Annotated in this window: 18 protein-coding genes and 1 tRNA gene; 1 reads left to right on the forward strand and 18 read right to left on the reverse strand. The window is 70.9% G+C overall.

The features are described from left to right. Window positions 1-8: 8 nt before the first annotated feature. The 5 genes from ABZ463_RS38260 to nadD form a co-directional block, all read right to left on the reverse strand. Window positions 9-3,191 carry a BTAD domain-containing putative transcriptional regulator gene (locus ABZ463_RS38260; RefSeq protein WP_362784379.1) on the reverse strand — a complete coding sequence of 1,061 codons (3,183 nt, stop codon included), beginning with the start codon at window positions 3,189-3,191 and terminating at the stop codon, window positions 9-11. 133 nt (window positions 3,192-3,324) lie between these two features. Further along, window positions 3,325-3,397 (reverse strand) — tRNA-Ala (locus tag ABZ463_RS38265). Between the two features lie 121 nt (window positions 3,398-3,518). After that, entirely contained in the window at window positions 3,519-4,151 is a 633-nt protein-coding gene (locus ABZ463_RS38270; RefSeq protein WP_352016342.1) for a histidine phosphatase family protein, read from the reverse strand. Further along, complete coding sequence (gene rsfS / locus ABZ463_RS38275; protein ID WP_352016343.1) at window positions 4,148-4,555, reverse strand: ribosome silencing factor; 408 nt, start codon at window positions 4,553-4,555, stop codon at window positions 4,148-4,150. The genes ABZ463_RS38270 and rsfS overlap by 4 nt, the downstream gene beginning before the upstream one ends. Window positions 4,556-4,645: 90 nt before the next feature. After that, window positions 4,646-5,314: a nicotinate-nucleotide adenylyltransferase gene (gene nadD, locus ABZ463_RS38280; RefSeq protein ID WP_352016344.1), complete on the reverse strand. Its 669-nt coding sequence runs from the start codon at window positions 5,312-5,314 to the stop codon at window positions 4,646-4,648. Between the two features lie 74 nt (window positions 5,315-5,388). Here nadD and ABZ463_RS38285 point away from each other — a divergent pair, with 74 nt between their 5' ends. Further along, a complete protein-coding gene (locus ABZ463_RS38285) occupies window positions 5,389-6,414 on the forward strand; it encodes a M48 family metallopeptidase (RefSeq protein ID WP_184715434.1) in 1,026 nt (341 codons plus the stop codon). A 92-nt stretch (window positions 6,415-6,506) separates the two neighbouring features. Here ABZ463_RS38285 and ABZ463_RS38290 read toward each other — a convergent pair whose 3' ends face one another. The 13 genes from ABZ463_RS38290 to ABZ463_RS38350 form a co-directional block, all read right to left on the reverse strand. Continuing rightward, on the reverse strand, window positions 6,507-8,087 hold the full coding sequence (locus ABZ463_RS38290; protein WP_352016345.1) for a serine/threonine-protein kinase: 1,581 nt from the start codon (window positions 8,085-8,087) through the stop codon (window positions 6,507-6,509). A gap of 166 nt (window positions 8,088-8,253) precedes the next feature. Beyond that, the gene (locus ABZ463_RS38295; RefSeq protein ID WP_362784385.1) at window positions 8,254-8,427 is read right to left on the reverse strand and encodes a hypothetical protein; all 174 of its coding nucleotides are present in this window, start codon (window positions 8,425-8,427) and stop codon (window positions 8,254-8,256) included. Window positions 8,428-8,476: 49 nt separating this feature from the next. After that, window positions 8,477-9,769, reverse strand: coding sequence for a glutamate-5-semialdehyde dehydrogenase (locus ABZ463_RS38300; protein ID WP_362784388.1), 1,293 nt, complete (start codon window positions 9,767-9,769; stop codon window positions 8,477-8,479). 17 nt (window positions 9,770-9,786) lie between these two features. Next, window positions 9,787-10,911 (reverse strand): glutamate 5-kinase, encoded by a 1,125-nt coding sequence (gene proB, locus ABZ463_RS38305; protein WP_362784390.1) that lies wholly within the window; start codon window positions 10,909-10,911, stop codon window positions 9,787-9,789. 58 nt (window positions 10,912-10,969) lie between these two features. After that, window positions 10,970-12,322: a GTPase ObgE gene (obgE, locus tag ABZ463_RS38310; RefSeq protein WP_352016349.1), complete on the reverse strand. Its 1,353-nt coding sequence runs from the start codon at window positions 12,320-12,322 to the stop codon at window positions 10,970-10,972. A gap of 104 nt (window positions 12,323-12,426) precedes the next feature. Continuing rightward, on the reverse strand, window positions 12,427-12,684 hold the full coding sequence (rpmA, locus tag ABZ463_RS38315; RefSeq protein WP_352016350.1) for a 50S ribosomal protein L27: 258 nt from the start codon (window positions 12,682-12,684) through the stop codon (window positions 12,427-12,429). 19 nt (window positions 12,685-12,703) lie between these two features. After that, the gene (gene rplU, locus ABZ463_RS38320; protein WP_352016351.1) at window positions 12,704-13,006 is read right to left on the reverse strand and encodes a 50S ribosomal protein L21; all 303 of its coding nucleotides are present in this window, start codon (window positions 13,004-13,006) and stop codon (window positions 12,704-12,706) included. A gap of 221 nt (window positions 13,007-13,227) precedes the next feature. Continuing rightward, on the reverse strand, window positions 13,228-15,927 hold the full coding sequence (locus tag ABZ463_RS38325; RefSeq protein WP_362784394.1) for an Rne/Rng family ribonuclease: 2,700 nt from the start codon (window positions 15,925-15,927) through the stop codon (window positions 13,228-13,230). A 97-nt stretch (window positions 15,928-16,024) separates the two neighbouring features. Beyond that, window positions 16,025-16,849: a TIGR03936 family radical SAM-associated protein gene (locus tag ABZ463_RS38330; RefSeq protein WP_362784407.1), complete on the reverse strand. Its 825-nt coding sequence runs from the start codon at window positions 16,847-16,849 to the stop codon at window positions 16,025-16,027. A 69-nt stretch (window positions 16,850-16,918) separates the two neighbouring features. Next, window positions 16,919-18,829 (reverse strand): TIGR03960 family B12-binding radical SAM protein, encoded by a 1,911-nt coding sequence (locus tag ABZ463_RS38335; RefSeq protein WP_352016353.1) that lies wholly within the window; start codon window positions 18,827-18,829, stop codon window positions 16,919-16,921. A gap of 17 nt (window positions 18,830-18,846) precedes the next feature. After that, window positions 18,847-19,743 (reverse strand): aminoglycoside phosphotransferase family protein, encoded by an 897-nt coding sequence (locus ABZ463_RS38340; RefSeq protein WP_352016354.1) that lies wholly within the window; start codon window positions 19,741-19,743, stop codon window positions 18,847-18,849. Next, window positions 19,740-21,167 carry a hypothetical protein gene (locus tag ABZ463_RS38345; protein WP_352016355.1) on the reverse strand — a complete coding sequence of 476 codons (1,428 nt, stop codon included), beginning with the start codon at window positions 21,165-21,167 and terminating at the stop codon, window positions 19,740-19,742. The genes ABZ463_RS38340 and ABZ463_RS38345 overlap by 4 nt, the downstream gene beginning before the upstream one ends. 103 nt (window positions 21,168-21,270) lie before the next feature. Next, a complete protein-coding gene (locus tag ABZ463_RS38350; RefSeq protein WP_184715420.1) occupies window positions 21,271-21,495 on the reverse strand; it encodes a hypothetical protein in 225 nt (74 codons plus the stop codon). Window positions 21,496-21,556 lie beyond the last annotated feature (61 nt).

Below are 21,556 nucleotides of genomic sequence, written 5' to 3' on the forward strand. Positions count from 1 at the left end.
CCGCGCCGTCAGGCGGGTTCTCCGGAAACACCGGCCCCGGTCATCGCCAACGCCTCCTCACGTGTCATACGGGCGCCCTGGCCGTACGCCTCCTCGTAGGCCCGGTCGCCGAGCGCGCGTCTGGCGGCCCCGGCGAGCCGGACCACGTCCACGTCACCGGCCGACGCGGTTCCACGCACCGCCGTACCCGCGCCCAGCAGCAGGGCGGCCCTGGCCGGGTCACCCTCAAGCAGCGCGACCCCGGACATCAGCTCGACGACCAGGGCCGTCATCGTCACGTTGTGCAGGTCCGCCGTGGAGGCCAGCGCCCGGCGGTACCACGCCAGCGCCTCCCCCGCGACGCCCTCCGCCTCGGCGGTCAGCCCGAGACCGATCATGATCGTGGCCCGGGCCTCCTCACCGCCGAACCACCCGGAGGGGCACCCGGCGAGCGCCTCCTCGGCCAGGCTCCTGGCCCGTGCCGTCTCACCCCGCGCCCTGGCGACGGTGCTCAGCACGTGACGGGTGAGGGCGAACACCTCGGAGGCCCCCGTACGGCGCGCCAGCACGGCGGCCCGTTCCGCGTCCTCCGCGGCCCCCCGGAGATCCCCCGTCTGCAGGCGCACACCGGCCCGCTGGCACAGGGTCCCGGCGACGTCCTCCTCGGCTCCGAGCTCACGGGCCGTCCGCAGGGCCTCGTCGCACAACGCCCACGCCCGTTCGGCCTCTCCGCGCCAGGAGGCCAGTTTGGCGAGCTCGGACAGCGCGACCGACGTCCCCCACCGCTCTCCGACCGCCCGGAAACCGGCCAGCGCGGCGGACAGGCTGTCCTCCGCCTCACCGAGCCGCCCGGTGTAGGCCGCCACGAGCCCCTCACCGAGGTGGTTCAGGGCCCGGCTCCACGGGTCGGTGCCGACCAGCCCGTACCACCGGTCGTCCAGGTTCGCGGTGTGTGCCTCCGGGATGCCCATGGCCATGCCGAGCAACATGGTCATGAAGGGCTGCCTGGGCGGACGGCCCCCGGCCAGCATCGTCGCGACGGCGTTGCCCAGATGGGCGTCGAACTCGCCGCGCGGCCCGCCGGAGGCGATGCTCAGGACGCCCACGGTGTACTCCTCCTCCAGCCCCTCCGGAGGATGCGGGCCGATCCCGCGCAGGAGCTCCTCGGCCCGCGCCGCCCCCTGGCTGCGCAGTCCCCGCAGCCACCAGTAGGTCGTCAGGCGCGCCAGCAGCCGCAGCGCCGTCCCCCGCTCCGCCTCCCCCGCCTCGGTGGCGTGGCGGAGCGCGGCGTGCAGGTTGTCGCGCTCGGCGTCCAGCGCGGCCAGGCACTCCAGTTGCTCGGCGGTGATCAGGCGTGGCTCGACCCGTACCGCCAGGCCGAGGAAGTACTCCGCGTGCGCGCGCCGCGTCCGCCGGGTCTCCCCCGCCTCAGCGAGCCGTTCCGCGCAGAACGCCCTGATCGTGTTGAGCATGCGGTAGCGGGTTCCCGAGACCTCCACAAGAGACTTGTCCACCAGGCCGGTGAGCGCCTCGACCGTGCCGCCGTCCGGCAGCCCGCACACCGCGCGGATCGCCTCAAGCGTCGCGCCCCCGGCGAAGACGGTCAGCCGCCCGGCCAGCGCCCGCTCCTCCACCCCCAGCAGGTCCCAGCTCCACTCGACCACCGCCCTGAGCGTGCGGTGCCTCGGCTGCGCGGTACGGCTGCCGCGCGACAGCAGCCCGAACAGGTCGTCCAGCCTGGCGGCGACCTCGCCGACCGGCAGGGAACGCAGCCTGGCCGCGGCCAGCTCGATCGCCAGGGGCTGACCGTCGAGTGCCCGGCAGATCCGTCCCACGGCCTCGGCGTTGTCCTCCCCGACGGTGAACCCGGGCAGCACGGCGGCGGCCCGGTCGGCGAACAGTTCGACAGCCGGGTAACCGGGCATCTCCCGCGCCGGGGTTCCCCTCGGCGGCACCGCGAGCGCGGGGATCGGGCACAGGCTCTCGCCGGTGATGCCCAGCGCCTCCCTGCTCGTGGCGAGGACCCGCAGCCGGGGACAGGCGCCGAGCAGCCGCCCGGCGAGCGCCGCGACGGCCTCGACGAGGTGCTCGCAGTTGTCGAAGATCAGCAGGACGCTCCGTGCGGCGAGCGCCGCGACCATCCGCTCGACCGCGTCGCCTCCCGGTCTGCCGAGTCCGGGGGTGAGCCACGCCTCGCGCAGCCCGAGGGCGTCGAAGACCGCCTGGGGCACCTCCGCGTCCCGGCTCAACGGCGCGAGGTCGACGAACCGGACCTCCCCCGGGTGCCGGGTGGCCACCTCGACCGCCAGCCGGGTCTTGCCCGCCCCTCCCGGCCCGGTGACGGTGACCAGGCGTGCCCGTTCGAGCAGCGCGCCGACCCGCTCAAGCTCCCGCCCTCTGCCCACGAAGCTGGTGAGCTGGGCCGTGAGCGCGTGCCTCTCCGGAGCGGCGGGCACCACCGGCCCGGAGAGAAGGGAGAGGTCCGCCCTCAGCACGGCCAGGTGCGTGGCGGCCAGCTCCGTTGACGGATCGGCGCCGAGTTCCTCGGCGAGGAGTCGTCTGGCCTCCTCGTAGACGGCCAGGGCCTCGGCCTGCCTGCCACCGCCGTACAACGCCCGCATCAACTGACCCCGCAGCCGCTCCCGCAACGGGTGCGCGGCCACCAGGCCGGTCAGCTCGGCCACCAGCGCCCGGTGCCCGCCCATGGCGAGCTCCGCCTCGACCCGCTCCTCCACGGCCGAGAGCCGCAGTTCCTCAAGCCGTACGGCCTGCCCGCGCGCGAACGGGGCACCGTCCACGTCGGACAGCGCGGGCCCCCGCCACAGGGCCAGCGCCTCGCGCAGGAGGCCGGCCGCGCGCGGGGCGTCCCCCTCCTCCAGGGCTCGCCGTCCCCGGGCGGCCAGTGCCTCGAACCGGTGAACGTCCACCTTCTGCGGGCTCACCGCGAGCCGGTAACCGGCGGGGGTGAACTCGACCGTCCCGGCGTGCCCGAGCAGTCTCCTGAGCCGGGAGACCTGAGCCTGCAGCGCGTTGGCGGCGTTGCCACGCGTCTCCTGACCGTAGAGGCCGTCGATCAGCCGCTCGACGGTCACCACCCGGCCCGCGTCGAGGGCCAGCAGCGCCAGCAGCGCGCGCGTCCTGGGCCCGCCGACGGGGACCGGGCCGCCCTCGGCGTCCCTGATCTCCGTCGCGCCGAGCAAGCCGAACCACATGTCATCGATTATCGTGCGCCGGCCCCGCCCCACGGATCAGGGCGTCTCAGGCCTGTCTGCCCACTGCCGAAGAACTGCAGAAAACACGAGATCCCGCCCGATCAGCTGATCGGGCGGGATCTCGCCGGTCCTGTGGAGCTATGGGGATTCGAACCCCAGACCTCCTCCATGCCATGGAGGCGCGCTACCAGCTGCGCCATAGCCCCTGGTCACCGCTCCGAGTGCTCTCGTTGCGGCGCTTGGGAAGCATACAAGGACACCCGGGGGTTCACCTAATCGACGACCGTACGGCTCTCGCCCTTCACCGGGCGTGAGCCGTACGAGGGGTCAGCTCTGCGTCACCTCGGGGCTGTCGTCGCTCTGGACGGGCTCGGGGAGGGTTCCGGCGTTGTGCTCCATCAGGCGCCAGCCCCTGCGTCCCTCCTCCAGCACCGACCAGGAGCAGTTGCCCAGGCCGCCGAGGGCGGACCAGAGATCCTCAGGCAGGCCGAGCAGGTGGGCGATGCCGAGCCGGATCGCCGCTCCGTGAGAGGCGACGACCAGCAGGCCGTCCTCGTCGAGCCGTTCGGCCCATCTGCGGATGGAGGCCGAGACACGCGCGGCGACGTCGGCGACCTCCTCACCGCCGGGGGCCTCCCAGGCGGCGTACTGCTCGGGCCACCCGGCGGAGATCTCCTCGCGGGTGAGCCCCTCCCACTCGCCGCCGCCCCGCTCCCTCAGGTCCTTGTCGACCGACACGCTCAGACCGGTGAGACGGCCGAGCGCGGAGGCGGTGTCATAGGCCCGCTGGAGATCGGAGGCAACGATCATGGTGGGGCGGAGCGCGGCGAGCAGCGAGGCGGCCCTGGCCGCCTGGGCGACGCCGGTCTCGTCGAGCGGGATGTCGCTGTGGCCCTGGAAGCGGTGTTCGACGTTCCACAGCGTCTGACCGTGTCTCAGGCAGACGACACGGCGGCTCACTCAGTTACCGCCGGGCGGGCACGCTGGGCGGCGGCCTGCGCGACGCTGTCGGGCAGGGCGATGGCGGGACAGTCCTTCCACAGCCGCTCCAGGGCGTAGAAGGTGCGGTCCTCCTCGTGCTGGACGTGCACGACGATGTCGACGTAGTCGAGGAGAACCCAGCGGCCCTCACGCTCTCCCTCACGGCGGACGGGCTTGGCGTGGGCCTCGACGCGCAGCCGCTCCTCGATCTCGTCGACGATGGAGCGGACCTGACGGTCGTTGGTGGCGGAGCAGAGCAGGAAGGCGTCGGTGATGACGAGCTGGTCGCTCACGTCATAGGCGAGGATGTCGTCGGCCAGCTTGTCGGCCGCGGCCTCGGCGGCGATCCTGATGAGCTGGACGGATCTGTCGGTTGCGGTCACGGTTTCGGTTAGTCCTCCAGTAGTCGGCGCTGTCACCTATCAGGGTGCCCGATCGAACGCCTGTCGAAGAGCCGCCTTCGGGTACAACGCCTATCGTGTGCCACCCGATTCCACGTCGCAAACGGATTGATGGTCCGGCGAAGAGCGCACATGACGGTAAAGGCCGCGTTTGTTGATGTACTGCACAATACCGTCAGGGACCAGATACCAGATGGGTTGTCCGGAAGAGACACGTTCTCTGCACTCCGACGACGAGATGGCCAGCGCCGGAATCTCCAGCAGGCTCACCTTGCCCTCGGGCAGCCCGGGGTCGCGCAGGATGTGACCGGGCCGGGTGGCCCCGACGAAGTGCGCGATGGTGAAGAGCTCGTCGGCGTCGTGCCAGCCCAGGATCTGCGACAGCGCGTCGGCCCCGGTGATGAAGTACAGCTCGACGTCGGCTCCCCCCGCCGCGGCGATCTCCCTGAGGGTGTCGATGGTGTAGGTGGGCCCGGGGCGGTCGATGTCCACCCGGCTCACCGAGAAACTCGGGTTCGAGGCGGTCGCGATGACCGTCATCAGATAGCGGTCCTCCGCGGCCGAGACGGTCCTGTCGGCCTTCTGCCACGGCCGCCCCGTCGGCACGAAGATCACCTCGTCGAGGTGGAAGTGATGCGCGACCTCACTGGCGGCGACGAGGTGCCCGTGATGGATGGGGTCGAAGGTGCCGCCCATGACTCCCAGGCGTCTCTTCCCCGTGCCGTTGGCCGCTTTCATCATGAAACGGACCATACGCGTAAGCCGTACCCGGCTTTTAATCACCCCCCGCGCATGCCCGGCGGGCCCGACGTAGCATGCCGGACATGACCACCACCCCGGATCGCAATCGCGTGCAGCTTCCCGGCGTAAGCTCACGTGCCTACGAACATCCCGCCGACCGGTCCGCGCTGGTAGCCCTGCGCTCGCTCAGTGGGTTCGACACGGTTCTCAAGCAGATGTCCGGCCTGATCAGTGAGCGCCGCCTGCGCCTGATCTACCTCGCCTCCGCGGTGCGCACCGGCGAGACCCAGTTCCGCACACTGCACGACATGGGCCGTGACGCGGCCTACACCCTGGATCTGCACCGCATTCCCGAGGTGTACGTCCAGCAGAGCCCGCAGGTGCAGGCCATGGCGATCGGGTTCGACGACCCGTTCATCGTCGTCACCACCGGCCTGCTCGACCTCATGGACGACGAGGAGCTGCGTTTCGTCGTCGGCCACGAGACCGCGCACATCCTGTCCGGCCACGCGGTCTACCGCACCATGCTGGACATCCTGACCCGTCTGGCCACCCGCGTCGCCTGGATCCCGCTCGGCTACATCGGGCTGCGCGCGATCGTCGCCGGCCTTGAGGAGTGGCACCGCAAGTCGGAGCTGTCGGCCGACCGCGGCGGTCTGCTCTGCGGCCAGGACCCGGAGGCCGCGCTGCGCGCGCTGATGAAGCTCGCCGGCGGCTCCCGCCTGCACGAGATGAACATCGAGGCCTTCCTCGACCAGGCCCGCGAGTACGACACGGCCGGTGACGTCCGCGACGGCCTGCTCAAGGTCCTCAACCTGCTCGGCACGACCCACCCGTTCGCCGTCTCCCGGGTGGCCGAGCTGGACAAGTGGCGCCGCAGCGGCGAGTACGAGACCATCCTCTCCGGCGACTACCCCCGCCGGGCCGACGACGCGAACGCCAAGATCTCCGAGGAGGTCAGGGCCGCCGCCCGCTCCTACCGCGAGTCCTGGTCCCAGTCGCAGGACCCCTTCATCGGCGTCCTTCGCGACGTCGCCGAGGGCGCGGTCAACGCGGGTGAGCGCATCTTCAACCGCTTCGCCCGCCGCGACGGCAACTGAGGGCGTGGCTCCCTGAAAAGGTCTGGAAGGCCGCCTTCCGGGCCTTTTCCGAAGGCCACCCCTTCCGGAGGCCCCGTGAGGCGCTCCGGAGGCTAGATCAGGAACGCGAGCGCGCGCACCGCGGCCGCGCACAGGGCGACGAACCCGCCCAGCAACGCGAGCATGCGCAGCCCCTCCTTGTGAAGCTCGGGGAACCTCGCGCCGACCCGCTCCACCTCCCGGTTGACGATCATGCCGCAGAGGACGCCGAACACGACGCCCGCGAGGATCACCGGGGCAGGCTGCAACCACCACTCAGGCGGCGGTGAACCCCCGCAGGCCAGCCACAGGGTCACCCAGGCCGCCGCGGCGGCGGGAACCCCCGGCCAGGCGAGCACGGTCAGCAGCGAGATCGCGAAGACCGGCGGGAAGGACGCGGCCCGCAGGACACCCCGCGACCTGGCCGTCCTGCGTCCGCGCGCCAGCCGGTGCCCGGCCCAGACCGAACGGACCAGCGCGGCGCAGGCCCCCGTCACGGCGAAGGTGGCCACCGGCCAGATCACGGTCGCCACGACACACGGCACGGCCAGTACGGCCAGCAGCAACCCCAGCGCCGCACTGCCCTTCTGGGACGGCCTGCCGGGCGCGGAGTCCTCTGTTGCGCTTCCCGCCCGCGGCCTCCTGACCATCCGCCGGACGGGCCTGTCCCCGGACGGCTCACCGGTCACGGGCTGACGCGTGACCCCCTCGTGCCCCTGGACGGGCCGTCCGGCCCGCGGCGGCTCCTCCGTCCTGGTGCCCGTCCCACGCGGGCGCGCCTCCGCTCTGCGCGCCGCACCCGCCGCGGCGGCCACCGGAACCTGGCGCGTCGCGCCGCGCGGCCGCTGCTCCGCTCCCGCGGCCCTGGCCAGGCGGCTGAGACGGGCGGTGAGCAGGGCCGCGGTCGGGCGCTTGGCCGCCTCCCGGTGCAGGGCCGCCCGCACCAGTGGGAGCAGCGCCGCCGGGACACCGGCCAGGTCGGCCTGGCCGTTGAGGATGGCGTACATCTGCGCCTCGGCGGGTCCCCTGCCGAAGGTGGGGCGCCCCGTCGCCGCGAAGGCGACGGTCGCCGCCCAGGCGTGCACGTCCGCGGGCTCGCCGACGGGCTCGTCGGCGAACACCTCGGGAGCGGCGTAGCTGGGGGTGCCCAGGAAGGTTCCGGTCAGGGTGAGCCGGGTGGCGTCCAGCACCTGGGCGATGCCGAAGTCGATCAGGACCGGGTCGTTCTCCACGTTGATCAGGACGTTGGCGGGCTTGAGGTCACGATGGACGATCCCTGCCGCGTGGGTGATCGACAGGGCGGTGGCCAGGCCGTGGGCCAGGTTGATCAGCGCCGTCCCTCCGAGCGGGCCGCCGCGCCGTACGCGGTCGAGGAGGGTGTCTCCCTCGATGTACTCCATGACGAGGTAGGGGCGTTCACAGGCGAGGTCGGCGTCGAGGACCCGCGCGACGTAGGGGCTCTCGACCCGGCGCAGCGCGCGCACCTCGCGTTCGAGGCGTATTCGCGACTCCGCGTCGGCGTCGACGGCGTCGTGGAGCATCTTGAGGGCGACGCTCTCACCACGCTTGTTGGTCGCGTGGTAGACCTCACCCATGCCGCCCCGGCCTAAGCGCTCAACCAACGTGTAGGAGCCGACGCGCCCGAGACGACCCACGTGACCTCCTGCGTCGGCCACATGGCCCTGGGGGGACCGCTGTGCCTACCGGGTCGCACGTTCGCCCGTGCTTCCCTGCTCTCCAGCCATAGGAGTCCTCACCCTAGCGGGCGAATATGACGATTTTCCGGAGGCGCGCCGTAGGAGGGGAAAGATCCGTGCCGATTCAGGGGCGGGAGTCCTCCAGGAGGCTGTCCAGCTCCGCCGTCGGCTCGGCCGACAGGTCCCGCCTTCCGGTACGGCGCCAGCGCACATGCCCCCTGTCCTCAAGCCACAGCATCAGGCGGTCGAGGCACGCCAGCACGACGACGACGAACAGGAACGCGATCACGGTCTCCATGGGGCCCAGTCAAACCACCCTGGGCCCCGATCACCCGGAGCGACACGCTCTAACCGTTCGTAGCACCCGAGGAGGCGATGACCGTGCCCGCACCGGTGCGCAGATGCCCCTCACCGGTGTAGACCCACTTGGTGGAGGTCAGCTCCGGCAGGCCCATGGGCCCGCGCGCGTGCAGCTTCTGGGTGGAGATGCCGATCTCGGCGCCGAACCCGAACTCGCCGCCGTCGGTGAACCTGGTCGAGGCGTTGACCGCGACCGCGGCCGAGTCGACCAGGGCGACGAACCGCCGGGAGGCCGTGACGGAGCGGGTGACGATGGCGTCGGTGTGGCCCGAGCCGTACCTCCTGATGTGCGCGACCGCCTCCTCCAGGGAGTCCACGACGGCCGCGGCGATGTCCAGCGAGAGATACTCGGCCAGGAAGTCCTCCTCCCCCGCGGGCACCACGCCGTCACCGTGGGCGGCGATCCTGGCGTCGCCGTGCACCGTCACGCCCTCGGCCGCCAGCGCGGCCAGCGCGCGCGGCACGAAGGCGTCCGCGACGTCGGCGTGCACCAGGAACGTCTCGGCGGCGTTGCACACCGAGGGGCGCTGCGCCTTGGCGTTGACCAGGATCTCCAGGGCGAGGTCGAGGTCGGCCTCGGCGTCCACGTAGACGTGGCAGTTGCCGACACCGGTCTCGATGACCGGGACCGTCGACTCCTCGACCACCGAGTTGATCAGTGAGGCCCCGCCGCGCGGGATCAGCACGTCGACCAGGCCACGGGCCCGCATGAGCTCCTTGGCCGACTCCCTGGACTGCCCGGGCACCAGCTGTACGGCCCCGGCCGGGACGTCGGTGCCCGCCAGCGCCTCCTGCATGATCCTCACCAGGACCGTGTTCGACTCGTAGGCGCTCGACGAGCCGCGCAGCAGGGTCGCGTTGCCACTCTTCAGGCAGAGCGCGGCGGCGTCCACGGTCACGTTGGGACGGCCCTCGTAGATGATGCCGATCACGCCGAGCGGCACCCTGAGCTGGCGCAGTTCGAGGCCGTTGGGCAGCGTGCCGCCCCGGATCACCTCACCGACCGGGTCGGGCAGGTCGGCGACCTGGCGTACGGCGTCCGCGATGGCGGCGACCCGTCCCTCGTCGAGCCTGAGCCGATCGATCATGTAGGCCTGGACGCCGTTCTGTTCCGCCCGCTCGACGTCGAGCGCGTTCGCGGCGACGATCTCGGCCGACCTGGCGACCAGGGCGTCGGCGATCGCGCGGAGCGCGACGTCCTTCGGGGCCCGCGGCAGCGGGGCCAGCTCGGCGGCGGCCTCCTTAGCCGCCAGGGCTACCTTCAGGAAGTCCTCGGACATGTCGCGCTCCAAAAGAACTAGTGGTGGGACTCCAGTATGACGATGTCGTCACGGTGGATGAGCTCGCGTTCATATTCCGGACCCAGGCTGGCGCCCAGCTCACGCGTCGAACGGCCGAGCAGGTCCGGGATCTCCACGGCGTCGAAGTTGACCAGTCCCCTGGCGACCACCCCGCCGAGCGGCCCGCACAGATCGACCGGGTCACCCGCGGCGAAGTCTCCCTCGACGGCGGTGACCCCGGCGGGCAGCAGCGACTTGCGGCGCCCGACCACGGCGTCCACCGCACCCGAGTCCAGGTGGAGCCTGCCCCGCCCGGTGGTCGCGTGCGCCAGCCAGAGCAGGCGGGTGCCCGGATGACGGCCGTCGGGGTGGAAGCAGGTGCCGATGTCGGCGCCCGCGAGGGCCTGCGCGGCGTGCGCGGCCGCGGTCAGCACCACCGGCACGCCCGCACCGGTGGCGATCCTGGCTGCCTGCACCTTGGTGACCATCCCACCGGTGCCGACGGCGCCGCCCCTGCCCAGCTCGACCCCGACCAGGTCCTGCGGGCCGCGCACCTCCCGCAGCCTGCTGGCACCGGGACGGCGCGGGTCGCCGTCGTAGAGCGCGTCCACGTCGGACAGCAGCACCAGGGCGTCGGCCCGCGTCAGATGGGCGACCAGGGCGGCGAGCCGGTCGTTGTCGCCGAAGCGGATCTCGTCGGTGGCCACGGTGTCGTTCTCGTTGACCACCGGGACGATGCCGAGTTCGAGCAGCCTGCTCAGCGTGCGCTGGGCGTTGACGTGGTGCGAGCGGCGCATCATGTCGTCGGCGGTCAGCAGCACCTGGCCGACCCGCAGGCCGTAGCGGGCGAAGGAGGAGGTGTAGCGGGCGACCAGCACCCCCTGGCCGACCGAGGCCGCGGCCTGCTGGGTGGCCAGGTCACGCGGCCTGGCCGAGAGACCGAGCGGGCCGAGACCCGCCGCGATCGCCCCGGAGGAGACCAGCACGACCTGCGTCCCCGCCGTACGGCGCGCGGCGAGCACGTCGACCAGGGCGTCGACCCGGTCGACGTCGATCGTCCCCTGCGGGGTCGTGAGCGACGACGAACCCACCTTCACGACGAGGCGCGAGGCCGTACGGATTCGATCGCGCACAGAGTCCACGAAACGCTCACCTTTCCCGGAGTCGGAGGGGCCGCGGAGATCACCGCCGGACAGCAGGCTATCCGAGCCTGTTGTCCGTACCGCGCGGCCCCTGGTGCACGGCCTCGGCGTTGAGGGTCGGCTGCCAGTCGAAGATGTAGCCGCTCTCCATGGAGCCGATGATCACCTCGGCGCCCGCCTTCGCACCCGCCTTGGTGAGCTCCTCCTCGACCCCGAGCCGTTCGAGACGGTCGGCCAGGTAACCGACGGCCTCGTCGTTGGTGAAGTCGGTCTGGCGGATCCACCGCTCCGGCTTCGCCCCGGTGACCTGGAAGGTGTTGTCGTCGACCCGGCGCACCGTGAAACCCGTGTCGCCGAGCTGCTTGGGCTTGATGACCAGGCGGGTCGGCTCGACCACCGGCGCGGCCTTCCGCGCGGCGTCGACCATCTCGCCCATCGCGTAGGTCAGCTCCTTGAGGCCCTCGTGGGTGGCCGCGGAGATCGTGAAGACCCGCATGCCCCGCTCCTCAAGCATCGGCCTGACGATGTCGGCCAGCTCGCGGGCGTCGGGGACGTCGGCCTTGTTGAGCACGGCCAGACGCGGCCGGTCCTCCAGCTTGCCGTATGCCCTCAGCTCCGCCTCGATCGCCTCGTAGTCGCTGATCGGGTCGCGGTCCGGCTCCATGGTCGCGCAGTCGATCACGTGCACGAGGGTGTTGCAGCGTTCGACGTGCCGCAGGAACTCGTGCCCCAGCCCCTTGCCCTCGGACGCCCCCGGGATCAGGCCGGGCACGTCGGCCACGGTGAAGATCGTGTCGCCCGCGGTGACCACGCCGAGGTTGGGGATCAGCGTGGTGAACGGGTAGTCGGCGATCTTGGGTCGGGCCGCGGAGAGGGCGGCGATGAGTGAGGACTTGCCCGCGCTGGGGAAGCCGACGAGGGCGACGTCGGCGACGCTCTTCATCTCCAGCATCACGTCGAGCTCGTCGCCGGCCTCGCCGAGCAGCGCGAAACCGGGGGCCTTGCGCTTGGTCGAGGCCAGGGCGGCGTTGCCGAGCCCGCCGTGGCCGCCCTCGGCGATCACGTAGCGGGTGCCGGCGCCGATCATGTCGACCAGGACCTCGCCGGTCGTCGCGTTCCTGACGACGGTGCCGTCGGGGACGGGCAGCACGACGTCGTCGCCGTTCGCCCCGTCACGGTTGGACCCCTGGCCCTGCTTGCCGTTGGCCGCCTTGCGGTGCGGGCGGCGGTGGTAGTCCAGCAGCGTCGCGGTGTTGGCGTCGACCTCAAGGATCACGTCGCCGCCGCGGCCTCCGTTGCCTCCGTCGGGGCCGCCGAGCGGCTTGAACTTCTCCCGATGGACAGAGGCGCAGCCATGTCCCCCGTCACCGGCCTTGATGTGCAGGACCACTTGGTCCACAAAGTCCGGCATGCCTGCTCCCTACCCCCATATGCGGAAATACCCGTTTTAAAACGCGAACAGGGGTGGACCGCCTATGCGATCCACCCCTGCCGTTGACGTCTGTCGGTGCGGATCTACTCCGCGACCGGGACGATGCTCACTGCGCGGCGACCGCGCTTGACGCCGAACTTCACGTGACCCGCGGCCAGCGCGAACAGCGTGTCGTCGCCACCACGGCCGACGTTGTCGCCGGGGTGGAAGTGGGTGCCACGCTGGCGAACGATGATCTCACCGGCGTTGACCAGCTGGCCGCCGAAGCGCTTCACACCGAGCCGCTGGGCGTTGGAGTCACGGCCGTTCCGAGTGGACGACGCGCCCTTCTTGTGTGCCATCTCGCAAAACTCCCGAAACTCAGGCCTGGTTGATGCCGGTGATCTTCACCTGCGTGTAACGCTGGCGGTGACCCTGGCGCTTCTTGTAGCCGGACTTGTTCTTGTACTTGAGAATCCGGATCTTCGGACCCTTGGTCTCGCCGAGGATCTCGGCGGCGACGGTGAACTTGCCCGCCTCGGTGGTCACATCGCCATCGTTGACGACGAGCACCGTCGGCAGCGAAACCGTGGAACCGACCTCGCCGGCGACCTTGTCCACCTCAAGGACGTCACCGACGGAGACCTTCTGCTGCCTGCCGCCGCAACGAACGATCGCGTACACCGCGGAACCCTTCTTCTGACTGTTTGCTCGCTGGATGCTGCGCCCCGCATCCGGCCGTGGGCATTGATTGTGACCGACGAACCAGGTAGGCGCGCGAACAGGGCACGCCATGAGCGCACCGGTTCACCAGGGTACCGGATTACCGGTCTCCTGGTCGAACCGGGCGGAACGTCGGTAGGCCGGGCCAGGCCCGTCCCTCGTGGAAATCCTGTGGAACGGGTCTAGTCGGCCGTCTTGGCCTTACGGGAGCGTCGCCGCCCCCGGCCCGAAGCCTGTACGGCTTGCGCGTCCTCACCTCGGACGTCATCAAGCGCATCGGTCACCGTATCACGGCCGGACACCTCGCTGGCCGCGACGGCGTGGCCGTCCTTGACGAGCTTCTCCGCGACGGCCTTCTCCACGGCCATCTTGCCCTGGGTGCCACGCGGCTCGGGCTTGCTCTCCACCGGCTCGGTCGAGACGTGCAGGCCACGGCCGTTGCAGCACTCACAGACGGTCGAGAAGGCCTCGAGCAGCCCCTGCCCGACCCGCTTACGGGTCATCTGGACCAGGCCGAGCGAGGTGACCTCCGCCACCTGGTGCTTGGTCCGGTCGCGGGCCAGGCACTCAAGCAGGCGCCGCAGCACCAGGTCCCGGTTGTTCTCCAGCACCATGTCGATGAAGTCGATGACGATGATGCCGCCGATGTCCCGCAGCCTGAGCTGACGGACGATCTCCTCGGCCGCCTCCAGGTTGTTGCGGGTGACGGTCTCCTCAAGGTTGCCGCCCTGGCCGGTGAACTTGCCGGTGTTGACGTCGACGACCGTCATGGCCTCGGTCCTGTCGATCACCAGCGAGCCACCGCTGGGCAGCCAGACCTTGCGCTCCATCGCCTTGGCGATCTGCTCGTCGATCCGGTAGGCCGCGAAGACGTCGCCCTGCTCCTGCCACCTGACGAGCCGGTCGGCCAGGTGCGGCGCCACATAGTGGACGTACTCGTCGACCGTCTCCCACACGTCGTCACCCGCGACGACCAGTGAGGTGAAGTCCTCGTTGAACACGTCGCGGACCACCCGGACCGTCAGGTCGGGCTCGGACGACAGCAACTCGGGCGCGCTGGCCGACTTGGCCTTGCGCTGGATGTTCTCCCACTGGGCCGACAGCCTGGCCACGTCGCGGCCGAGCTCCTCCTCGGAGGCCCCCTCGGCGGCGGTGCGGACGATGACGCCCGCGTTCTCCGGCATCACCTTCTTCAGGATGCCCTTGAGCCGGGTGCGCTCCTTGTCGGGGAGCTTGCGGCTGATACCGGTCATCGAGCCGTCGGGCACGTAGACCAGGTAACGGCCGGGAAGGCTGATCTGTGAGGTGAGCCGCGCGCCCTTGTGCCCGATGGGGTCCTTGGTGACCTGCACCAGCACCGACTGGCCCGACTTCAGCGCCACCTCGATCCGCTTCGGCTGGCCCTCAAGGCCCACGGTGTCGAAGTTGACCTCACCGGCGTAGAGCACCGCGTTACGGCCCTTGCCGATGTCGACGAAGGCCGCCTCCATGCTGGGCAGGACGTTCTGCACCTTGCCGAGGTAGACGTTGCCCACGTAGGACTGGCTCGCCTCACGGTTGACGTAGTGCTCGACCAGCACGCCGTCCTCAAGGACCGCGATCTGGGTACGGCCACCGGTGCGGCGCACGACCATGACGCGCTCGACCGACTCCCTGCGGGCCAGGAACTCCGACTCGGTGATGATCGGCGGACGCCGCCTGCCGAGTTCCCTGCCCTCCCTGCGACGCTGCTTCTTGGCCTCCAGGCGGGTCGAGCCGCGCACGCTCTGCACCTCGTCGGCGGAGGTGCTGCGACCGGCCCTGGGCGCGCGGATGCGCACGACCGTGTTCGGCGGGTCGTCGCTGAGCTCACCCGCGTCGTCGGCGCCCCTGCGGCGGCGACGGCGGCGGCGGCGGGAGGTGCCGCCGCTGTCCTGCTCCTCCTCCTGGACGGCCTCTGCGGAGGTCTCCTCCTCCTGCGGCTGCCGCTGCTCGGAGTCGTCCTCGTCGGCCTCGTCGAGCTCACGCGTCTTGCCCCGGCCCCGGCCGCCCCTGCGGCGGCGACGGCGACGGCTGCCCTCGAACTCGTCCCCCTCCGAGTCGTCGTCCTCGGGCTCCTCGGCGCCCTCCGCCTCATCCTCCACGGCCTCGGGCTCAGGCTGCGGCGGCTCGGGCGGCTGCGGCGCGGTGGGGCGGGCGGGCGGTTCCGCACGGTAGGGGTCAGGCGCCTGGAACAGCGGCTGGAACACCGCGGCGGGCGCCTGGAAGGTGACGGTGGGAACCTCGAAACGTTCCTGTGCGGTCAGGCCGAACGGGTCGGCGAACAGACCGGGGCGTTCCTCGGCGACGTCCTCGCCCGCGGGCTCGTCGTCCAGCGGCTCGTCGGCGGGCATCGCGAGCAGGAGCCCCTCGGCGACCTCCTCGGCCTCCTCAGCCGGAACCGACTCGGCGACCGGCTCGGGGAGCGTCTCCTCCGGGACGGCCTTCTTCCGCGTACGGCTGCGCCTGGCGGGCGCGGGGGCCTCCTGCGCCGGTTCCTGGGCGCTCTCCTCAGCCGCGGCGACCGGCTCCGCCGTCTCCTCGGCCGTCTTCTTCGTACGGCTCCGCCGCGTGGTCGTACCCGTCGCCGCGGTCGTCCTTCGTCTGGTGGCGCGCTTGGGCGCCTCCTCCTGAGCCGGCTCGGGCGCCGTCACCTCAGGCGCCGCCGTGGCGACCGGCTCCCCTACGGGCTCGGGCTCCGGTTCGGGTCTGGTGACCACGACCACCGGCGGGGCGGTCTCCGGCTCCTCCGGCGGAGGGCCCGCCGGCCTGCTCGCGGCCCGCCTGCGCGGTGCCTGCTTCGGCTGTTCCTCTGTGTCCCCGCCAGGGCCTGTGGCCCCGGTTCCGGGCTCGTTGTCGAGCATGCGGGCGTTCTCCCGTCAGCTCCCGGGCGCGTCTCCGCGCCGCGCGGGAGCTCTCGTCTCTCGCTGTACGCCGGGCCCGCGGGTCCGGCGCCAAGTCCTATAGGTCGCCGCCGACGTGCCCGCCCACCGGTTCCGTTTCGCCGCCGCGCGTGGTGTCGCGGTCCAGGCCGAAGGGATCGGCGGGCTCACCGGTCATCACGTCGAGCGGTCCCTGCGCCAGCCTGGTCACCTCGGGGGGCACCGGCGGCGCGAAGCCAGCCACAAGACGCAGTCCGGTAAGAACGTCGTCGGGTCGAACGGCAGGAGTAGCGTGCCGCACAACCATGCGAAGTATGACACATGGCTGACTGGACCCCTGACCTGCTGTTGTCCCAATTCCCTCAGTTGCCTCACGGGTCTCAAGACCCAGCACCGCCTCCCGGGCGTCGAAGCGGCGCAGCCCCTTCTTCGTCAGGCGCTCGACCTCGACGCGCTCGGCGGCCTTGAACTCCTCGACCGCGACGGCCGCGAGGGCGGCATCCGCCTGCGGCAGCCGTACCTCCCACGCGGAGCATTCGAGCCGGTCGGACAGGTTCTCCCCGGCCGCCTCGATGACCGCCAGCACGTCGAGGCCCGGCGGGAGCGAGTCGTCCAGGGCGGCGCGCAGCCGGTCGGGGTCGCATCGCCGGGTCACGGCGATCTCAAGGTATTCGGCCTCGCTCGCGACTCCGGTCGGCGCGGCGGCGCCCACGTAGGAGATCCTGGGGTGGGGTGAGAAGCCCGCGCTGAACGCCACCGGCACGTCGGCGCGGCGGACGGCACGTTCCACCGCCCGGGAGATGTCACGGTGACTGGTGAAGCGCAGACGGCCGCGCTTGGCGTATCGGACGCGTAGACGCTGCGCGACCGGCGCGGGCGCCGGCCCATCGGGAACGGGTTTCAGAGTGGTTTCGTCCTTCCCAAGTCGTGATGGTCGCCTTTGTCAGCGGGCCGTGCTCACGCACGGCCTATCTCAGACAACCGTCAGTGGCAGCAGCTTCTTCCCCGTGGGCCCGATCTGGATCTCGGTGCCCATGGTCGGGCACACGCCGCAGTCGTAACACGGGCTCCAGCGGCAGTCCTCGACCTCGACGTCGTTGACGGCGTCCTGCCAGTCCTGCCAGAGCCATTCGCGGTCGAGGCCCGCGTCGAGGTGGTCCCAGGGGAGCACCTCGTTCTCCTCGCGCTCCCGCGTGGTGTACCAGTCGACGTCGATGCCGACCTTGGTGGCGGCGTCCATCCAGCGCTGGTAGGAGAAGTGCTCGCTCCAGCCGTCGAACCGGCCGCCGTCCTGCCACACCGCGCGGATGACCTCACCGACCCTGCGGTCGCCCCGGGACAGCAGCCCCTCGACGATCGAGGGTTTGCCGTCGTGGTAGCGCATGCCGATGGCGCGGCCGTACTCCTTGTCGCCGCGCAGGGCGTCCTTCAACGCCTTGAGCCTGTGGTCGACCACCTCGTGGGAGGCCTGGGCCGCCCACTGGAAGGGGGTGTGCGGCTTGGGCACGAACCCGCCGATGGAGACCGTGCAGCGCACGTCACGCGACCCGGTGGCCTCGCGACCGGCCTTGATGACCTTTCTGGCCAGGTCGGCGATGCCCAGGACGTCGATGTCCTCCTCGGTCGGCAGGCCGCACATGAAGTAGAGCTTCACCTGCCGCCAGCCCTGGCTGTAGGCCGTGGTGACGGTCCTGATCAGGTCTTCCTCGGTGACCATCTTGTTGATCACCTTGCGCATCCGCTCCGATCCGCCCTCGGGGGCGAACGTCAGGCCGGAACGGCGGCCGTTGCGGGAGAACTCGTTGGCCAGGTCGATGTTGAAGGCGTCGACCCGGGTCGAGGGCAGCGACAGCGAGGTGTTGGTGCCCTCGTAGCGGTCGGCCAGTCCCTTGGCGACCTCGCCGATCTCGGAGTGGTCGGCCGACGACAGTGAGAGCAGGCCGACCTCGTTGAAGCCCGAGGCCTTGATCCCGGCCTCGACCATGTCGCCGATCGTGGTGATCGAACGCTCCCTGACCGGGCGGGTGATCATCCCTGCCTGGCAGAAGCGGCAGCCGCGCGTGCAGCCGCGGAAGATCTCGACGCTGAACCGCTCGTGCACGGTCTCGGCCAGCGGGACCAGCGGCTTCTTCGGATAGGGCCACTCGTCGAGGTCCATGACCGTGTGCTTGTGGATGCGCCAGGGCACGCCCGAGCGGTTCGGCGCCACCCGCTGGATCCTGCCGTCGGGGTGGTATTCGACGTCGTAGAAGCGGGGCACGTAGACCCCGCCGGACTCGGCCAGGCGCATGAGCAGCTCGTCGCGCCCGCCGGGCGAACCCTCGGCCTTCCACTCGCGGATCACCTCGGTGATCGCGATGGCGACCTGCTCGCCGTCCCCGAGCACCGCGGCGTCGATGAAGTCGGCGATCGGCTCGGGGTTGAAGGCCGCGTGACCTCCGGCGAGGACGATCGGGTCGTCCTCGCCCCGGTCGGCGGCGTCGAGCGGGATGCCGGCGAGGTCGAGCGCGGTGAGCATGTTGGTGTAGCCGAGCTCGGTGGAGAAGGAGATCCCGAACACGTCGAACGCCCGCACGGGGCGGTGCGCGTCGACGGTGAACTGGGGCACCCCCTCGGCCCGCATGAGCGCCTCCAGGTCGGGCCAGACCGCGTAGGTCCGCTCGGCCAGGGTCTCCGGCATCTCGTTGAGGATCTCGTAGAGGATCTGCACGCCTTGATTGGGCAGGCCCACCTCGTAGGCGTCCGGATACATCAGAGCCCAGCGGACCGTCGCCTCGTCCCAGCTTTTGACGGTCGAGTTGAGCTCACCTCCGACGTACTGGATCGGCTTCTGCACCCTGGGCAGGAGCGCTTCCAGGCGGGGAAACAACGACTCGACAGGCATAGGCCAAGACTATCCGCCTAGAAAGGGTGCCACTGGCGATCGTCGCCCGCCCTCAGCGAGTCGAGGCGGTGCCGAAGCTCGGCGAAGGCGGTCTCGTCGCGGTGCGCGTTGCGCAGCACGGCGGTGAGGGTCTGCAGCTCGCGCATGTCGCGCAGCACCGGATACCCCTCCCACCTGGTCGCGTCGTAGCCGTAGGCCTGGCTGAAATTGCTCCGCTGGCGCTCGGTCAGCCCGAAGCGCACGCCCGCGAGCGTGGGAATCAGGTCGATCTCCCTCGGCCCGGCGCACACCCCGTCCCAGTCGCACAGCAGGAACCCGTCACGGGTGCGGATCATGTTCCCCCGGTGGGCGTCCCCGTGCACCAGCCCGTACGGCAGCGCGAACTCAAGCCGCTCGTAGTAGGTCTCGGCCAGCGCCTCGCAACGTTCCAGGAGCCAGGCGCGGTCGGCCTCCCCGAGGGCGAGACCGGCCAGGATCGACCTGCGCACGGTGCCGAACGGGTCGTGGGTCGGCAGTTCGAACGGCACCGGCGGAAGGTCGTGCAGCCGCCGCAGCAGCGGCCCGAGCTGAGCCGGGTCCGGCGGGGGGCCGATGTGCTCCTCGTGGTGCCAGAAGGTGGCCAGGAACCCCTCGGCGACGATCGGCTGCTTGATCTCAAGCGGCCTGATCGTGGGGAAGCCCTGTTCGACCAGCCAGCGCGTGACCTTCACCGAGGTCACCAGGCGGTCGAACTTCCCGGGGGTGTTCGCCTGCGCCAGCCGTACGACGACGCGCTCGGCTGGCAGGTGGTAGACGGTGTTGGCGAAGTCACGCAGCAGCGTGACCCCGTCCGCGTCCAGATCGGCCTTCCGGCATGCCTCGTTGAGTGCCATGGCTGCCCTGGTGAGGAGCGAGCCCTCCGCGGCAATCGTCATCGTCCACTCCTGTCTGAAATGGCGTGGCGGGCCCGCTGGGGCAGACCCACCGCGCAGAAACTCTCGATCTGCCTGGCCAGCTGCTGCCCGCCGGGCCGGGATGCCAGCAGCTCACGACCTGTGCTGAGGGTCGCGCCCAGGCTGCTGATGCGTCTGTCCGGCGCAAGCGCGAGAATCGGCTCCATCGCCTGTTCGGCTCCCGCGGCGTCGCCCTCCATGATGTGGGCGACCGTCAGGTGCGCGCTGGCCATGGACTCACATCCGTAGGAGCGGTTCTCCGGCTCCCCCGCGGCGTACAGCGCCAGCGACTCACGGGCCGCCTCGATGGCCGAGGCGGGCTCGTCGAGGTGCAGGTGGGTGACCGCCGCGTAGTAGCGCTCCTTGGCCGGGCGGAAGGCGAACTCCCCGCCGATCTCGTCGTGCAGCTCGTCGGAGCCCGCCGCCCTGGCGTCCTCGGCCCTGCGCAGCTGGTCGGCGGCCTCTCTCCTGCGGCCGAGCATGGCGTAGGAGCGGGCGCACAGCATGTGCAGGCGGGCCGCGCCCGACCCCGCACGCAGGTAGCTCAGGCCCTCCTCGGCGTATCTGGCGGCGTCGCCGTAGCGTCTGTCCCACAGCGCGACGGAGGACTGCATACCACGCGCCCAGCCCATGAGCGCGATGTGCCCGGCCACCTTGCCGTAGGTCCACGCGGCCCGGGCGAGGGTGTCGGCGGGGATACGGCGGTCCATGTCCATGCTGACGTTGGCCATCAGCCCGCACAGCGCGCCGGTGAGGAAGTACAGCTCCCTGGCCTGCCCGGGGTGGATGCGCTTGTCCAGCGCCTTCCTGGTGCGCTCCTGCAACTCGCGCATCTCGACGAACAGCGGCAGCGGCGCCTCGGCGACGTAGCGCTTGCCGACCCAGATCACCTGTGTCCGCAGCCGTTCCAGCGCGCCCGTGCCCAGCTCGCTCGCCTCCGCCTCCTCCGCGTGCGCACCGGCCTCGTCGGCCGCGACCGTGATCATGTCGAAGGCGGGCGGCGCCGACGGCACGGCCCGAAGCCCCTCAGGTGTGTAGTCGTTGGCGAAGCCGAGCTGGACGGGGCCGGTCTCGAAGAGCCTGCACAGCAGATCGGTGTAGTCACGGTCGGGTCGCGCGCCCGCCTCCCACTCCCGCCACGAACGCTCGGTCAGGCCTCGTCGCTTGATGCCCTCCCTGTCGCACAGGGCGTGGAAGTGCTCTATGGCCTCCTCGACGGTCCACCCGTGGGCGAGCCTGCGGCATTTGAACAGGCTCTGCTGCGGGCAGCAGCTGTGGATCTCCTCGACCATCTGCTGTATGACGGCCGCGGACGGCGGTCCCGGCAGAGCGGCGAGCGTACGGTTGCGGATGATGGTGGCGCAGGCGAGGGCGGCACGGTCTCCGCCCCTCGAACTCTGGGTCATAGGCTTTTTCGGCCCTTTCCCGATGGGGTCGCCCCCACGCTAGTGGTCTGATCGACATCGGGTGGACCTGAGAGCATTTCGCCGGTTAAGGGGAGTTTCTCCCTCATGAACCGTTACCGCCGAAGGGAACCACCGTCCCACCGTTGCGCAGCTGAGCCTGGAACAGCTGCCCGCACAGGCTGCTCGGAGTTTCGGCGAACCATACCGCAGGTGGGTTCCCGGCCGAAACAGCGGCCCAGCGACCCTTGCTGAACACGATCCGATAATCGGGGAACGCGGTACGTAGCAGTTCCAGTGCCCGTTGCCGCTCGGCGAGCTCCGATGTCACGGCCCCTCCGTCATCGCGAGTTCCGTCATCGTTCCCAGAATGTTCGCTTGACGCACGGAAA

Origin of the sequence: Streptosporangium sp. NPDC020145, assembly GCF_040631275.1 — a bacterium.
Taxonomy (GTDB): Bacteria; Actinomycetota; Actinomycetes; order Streptosporangiales; family Streptosporangiaceae; genus Streptosporangium.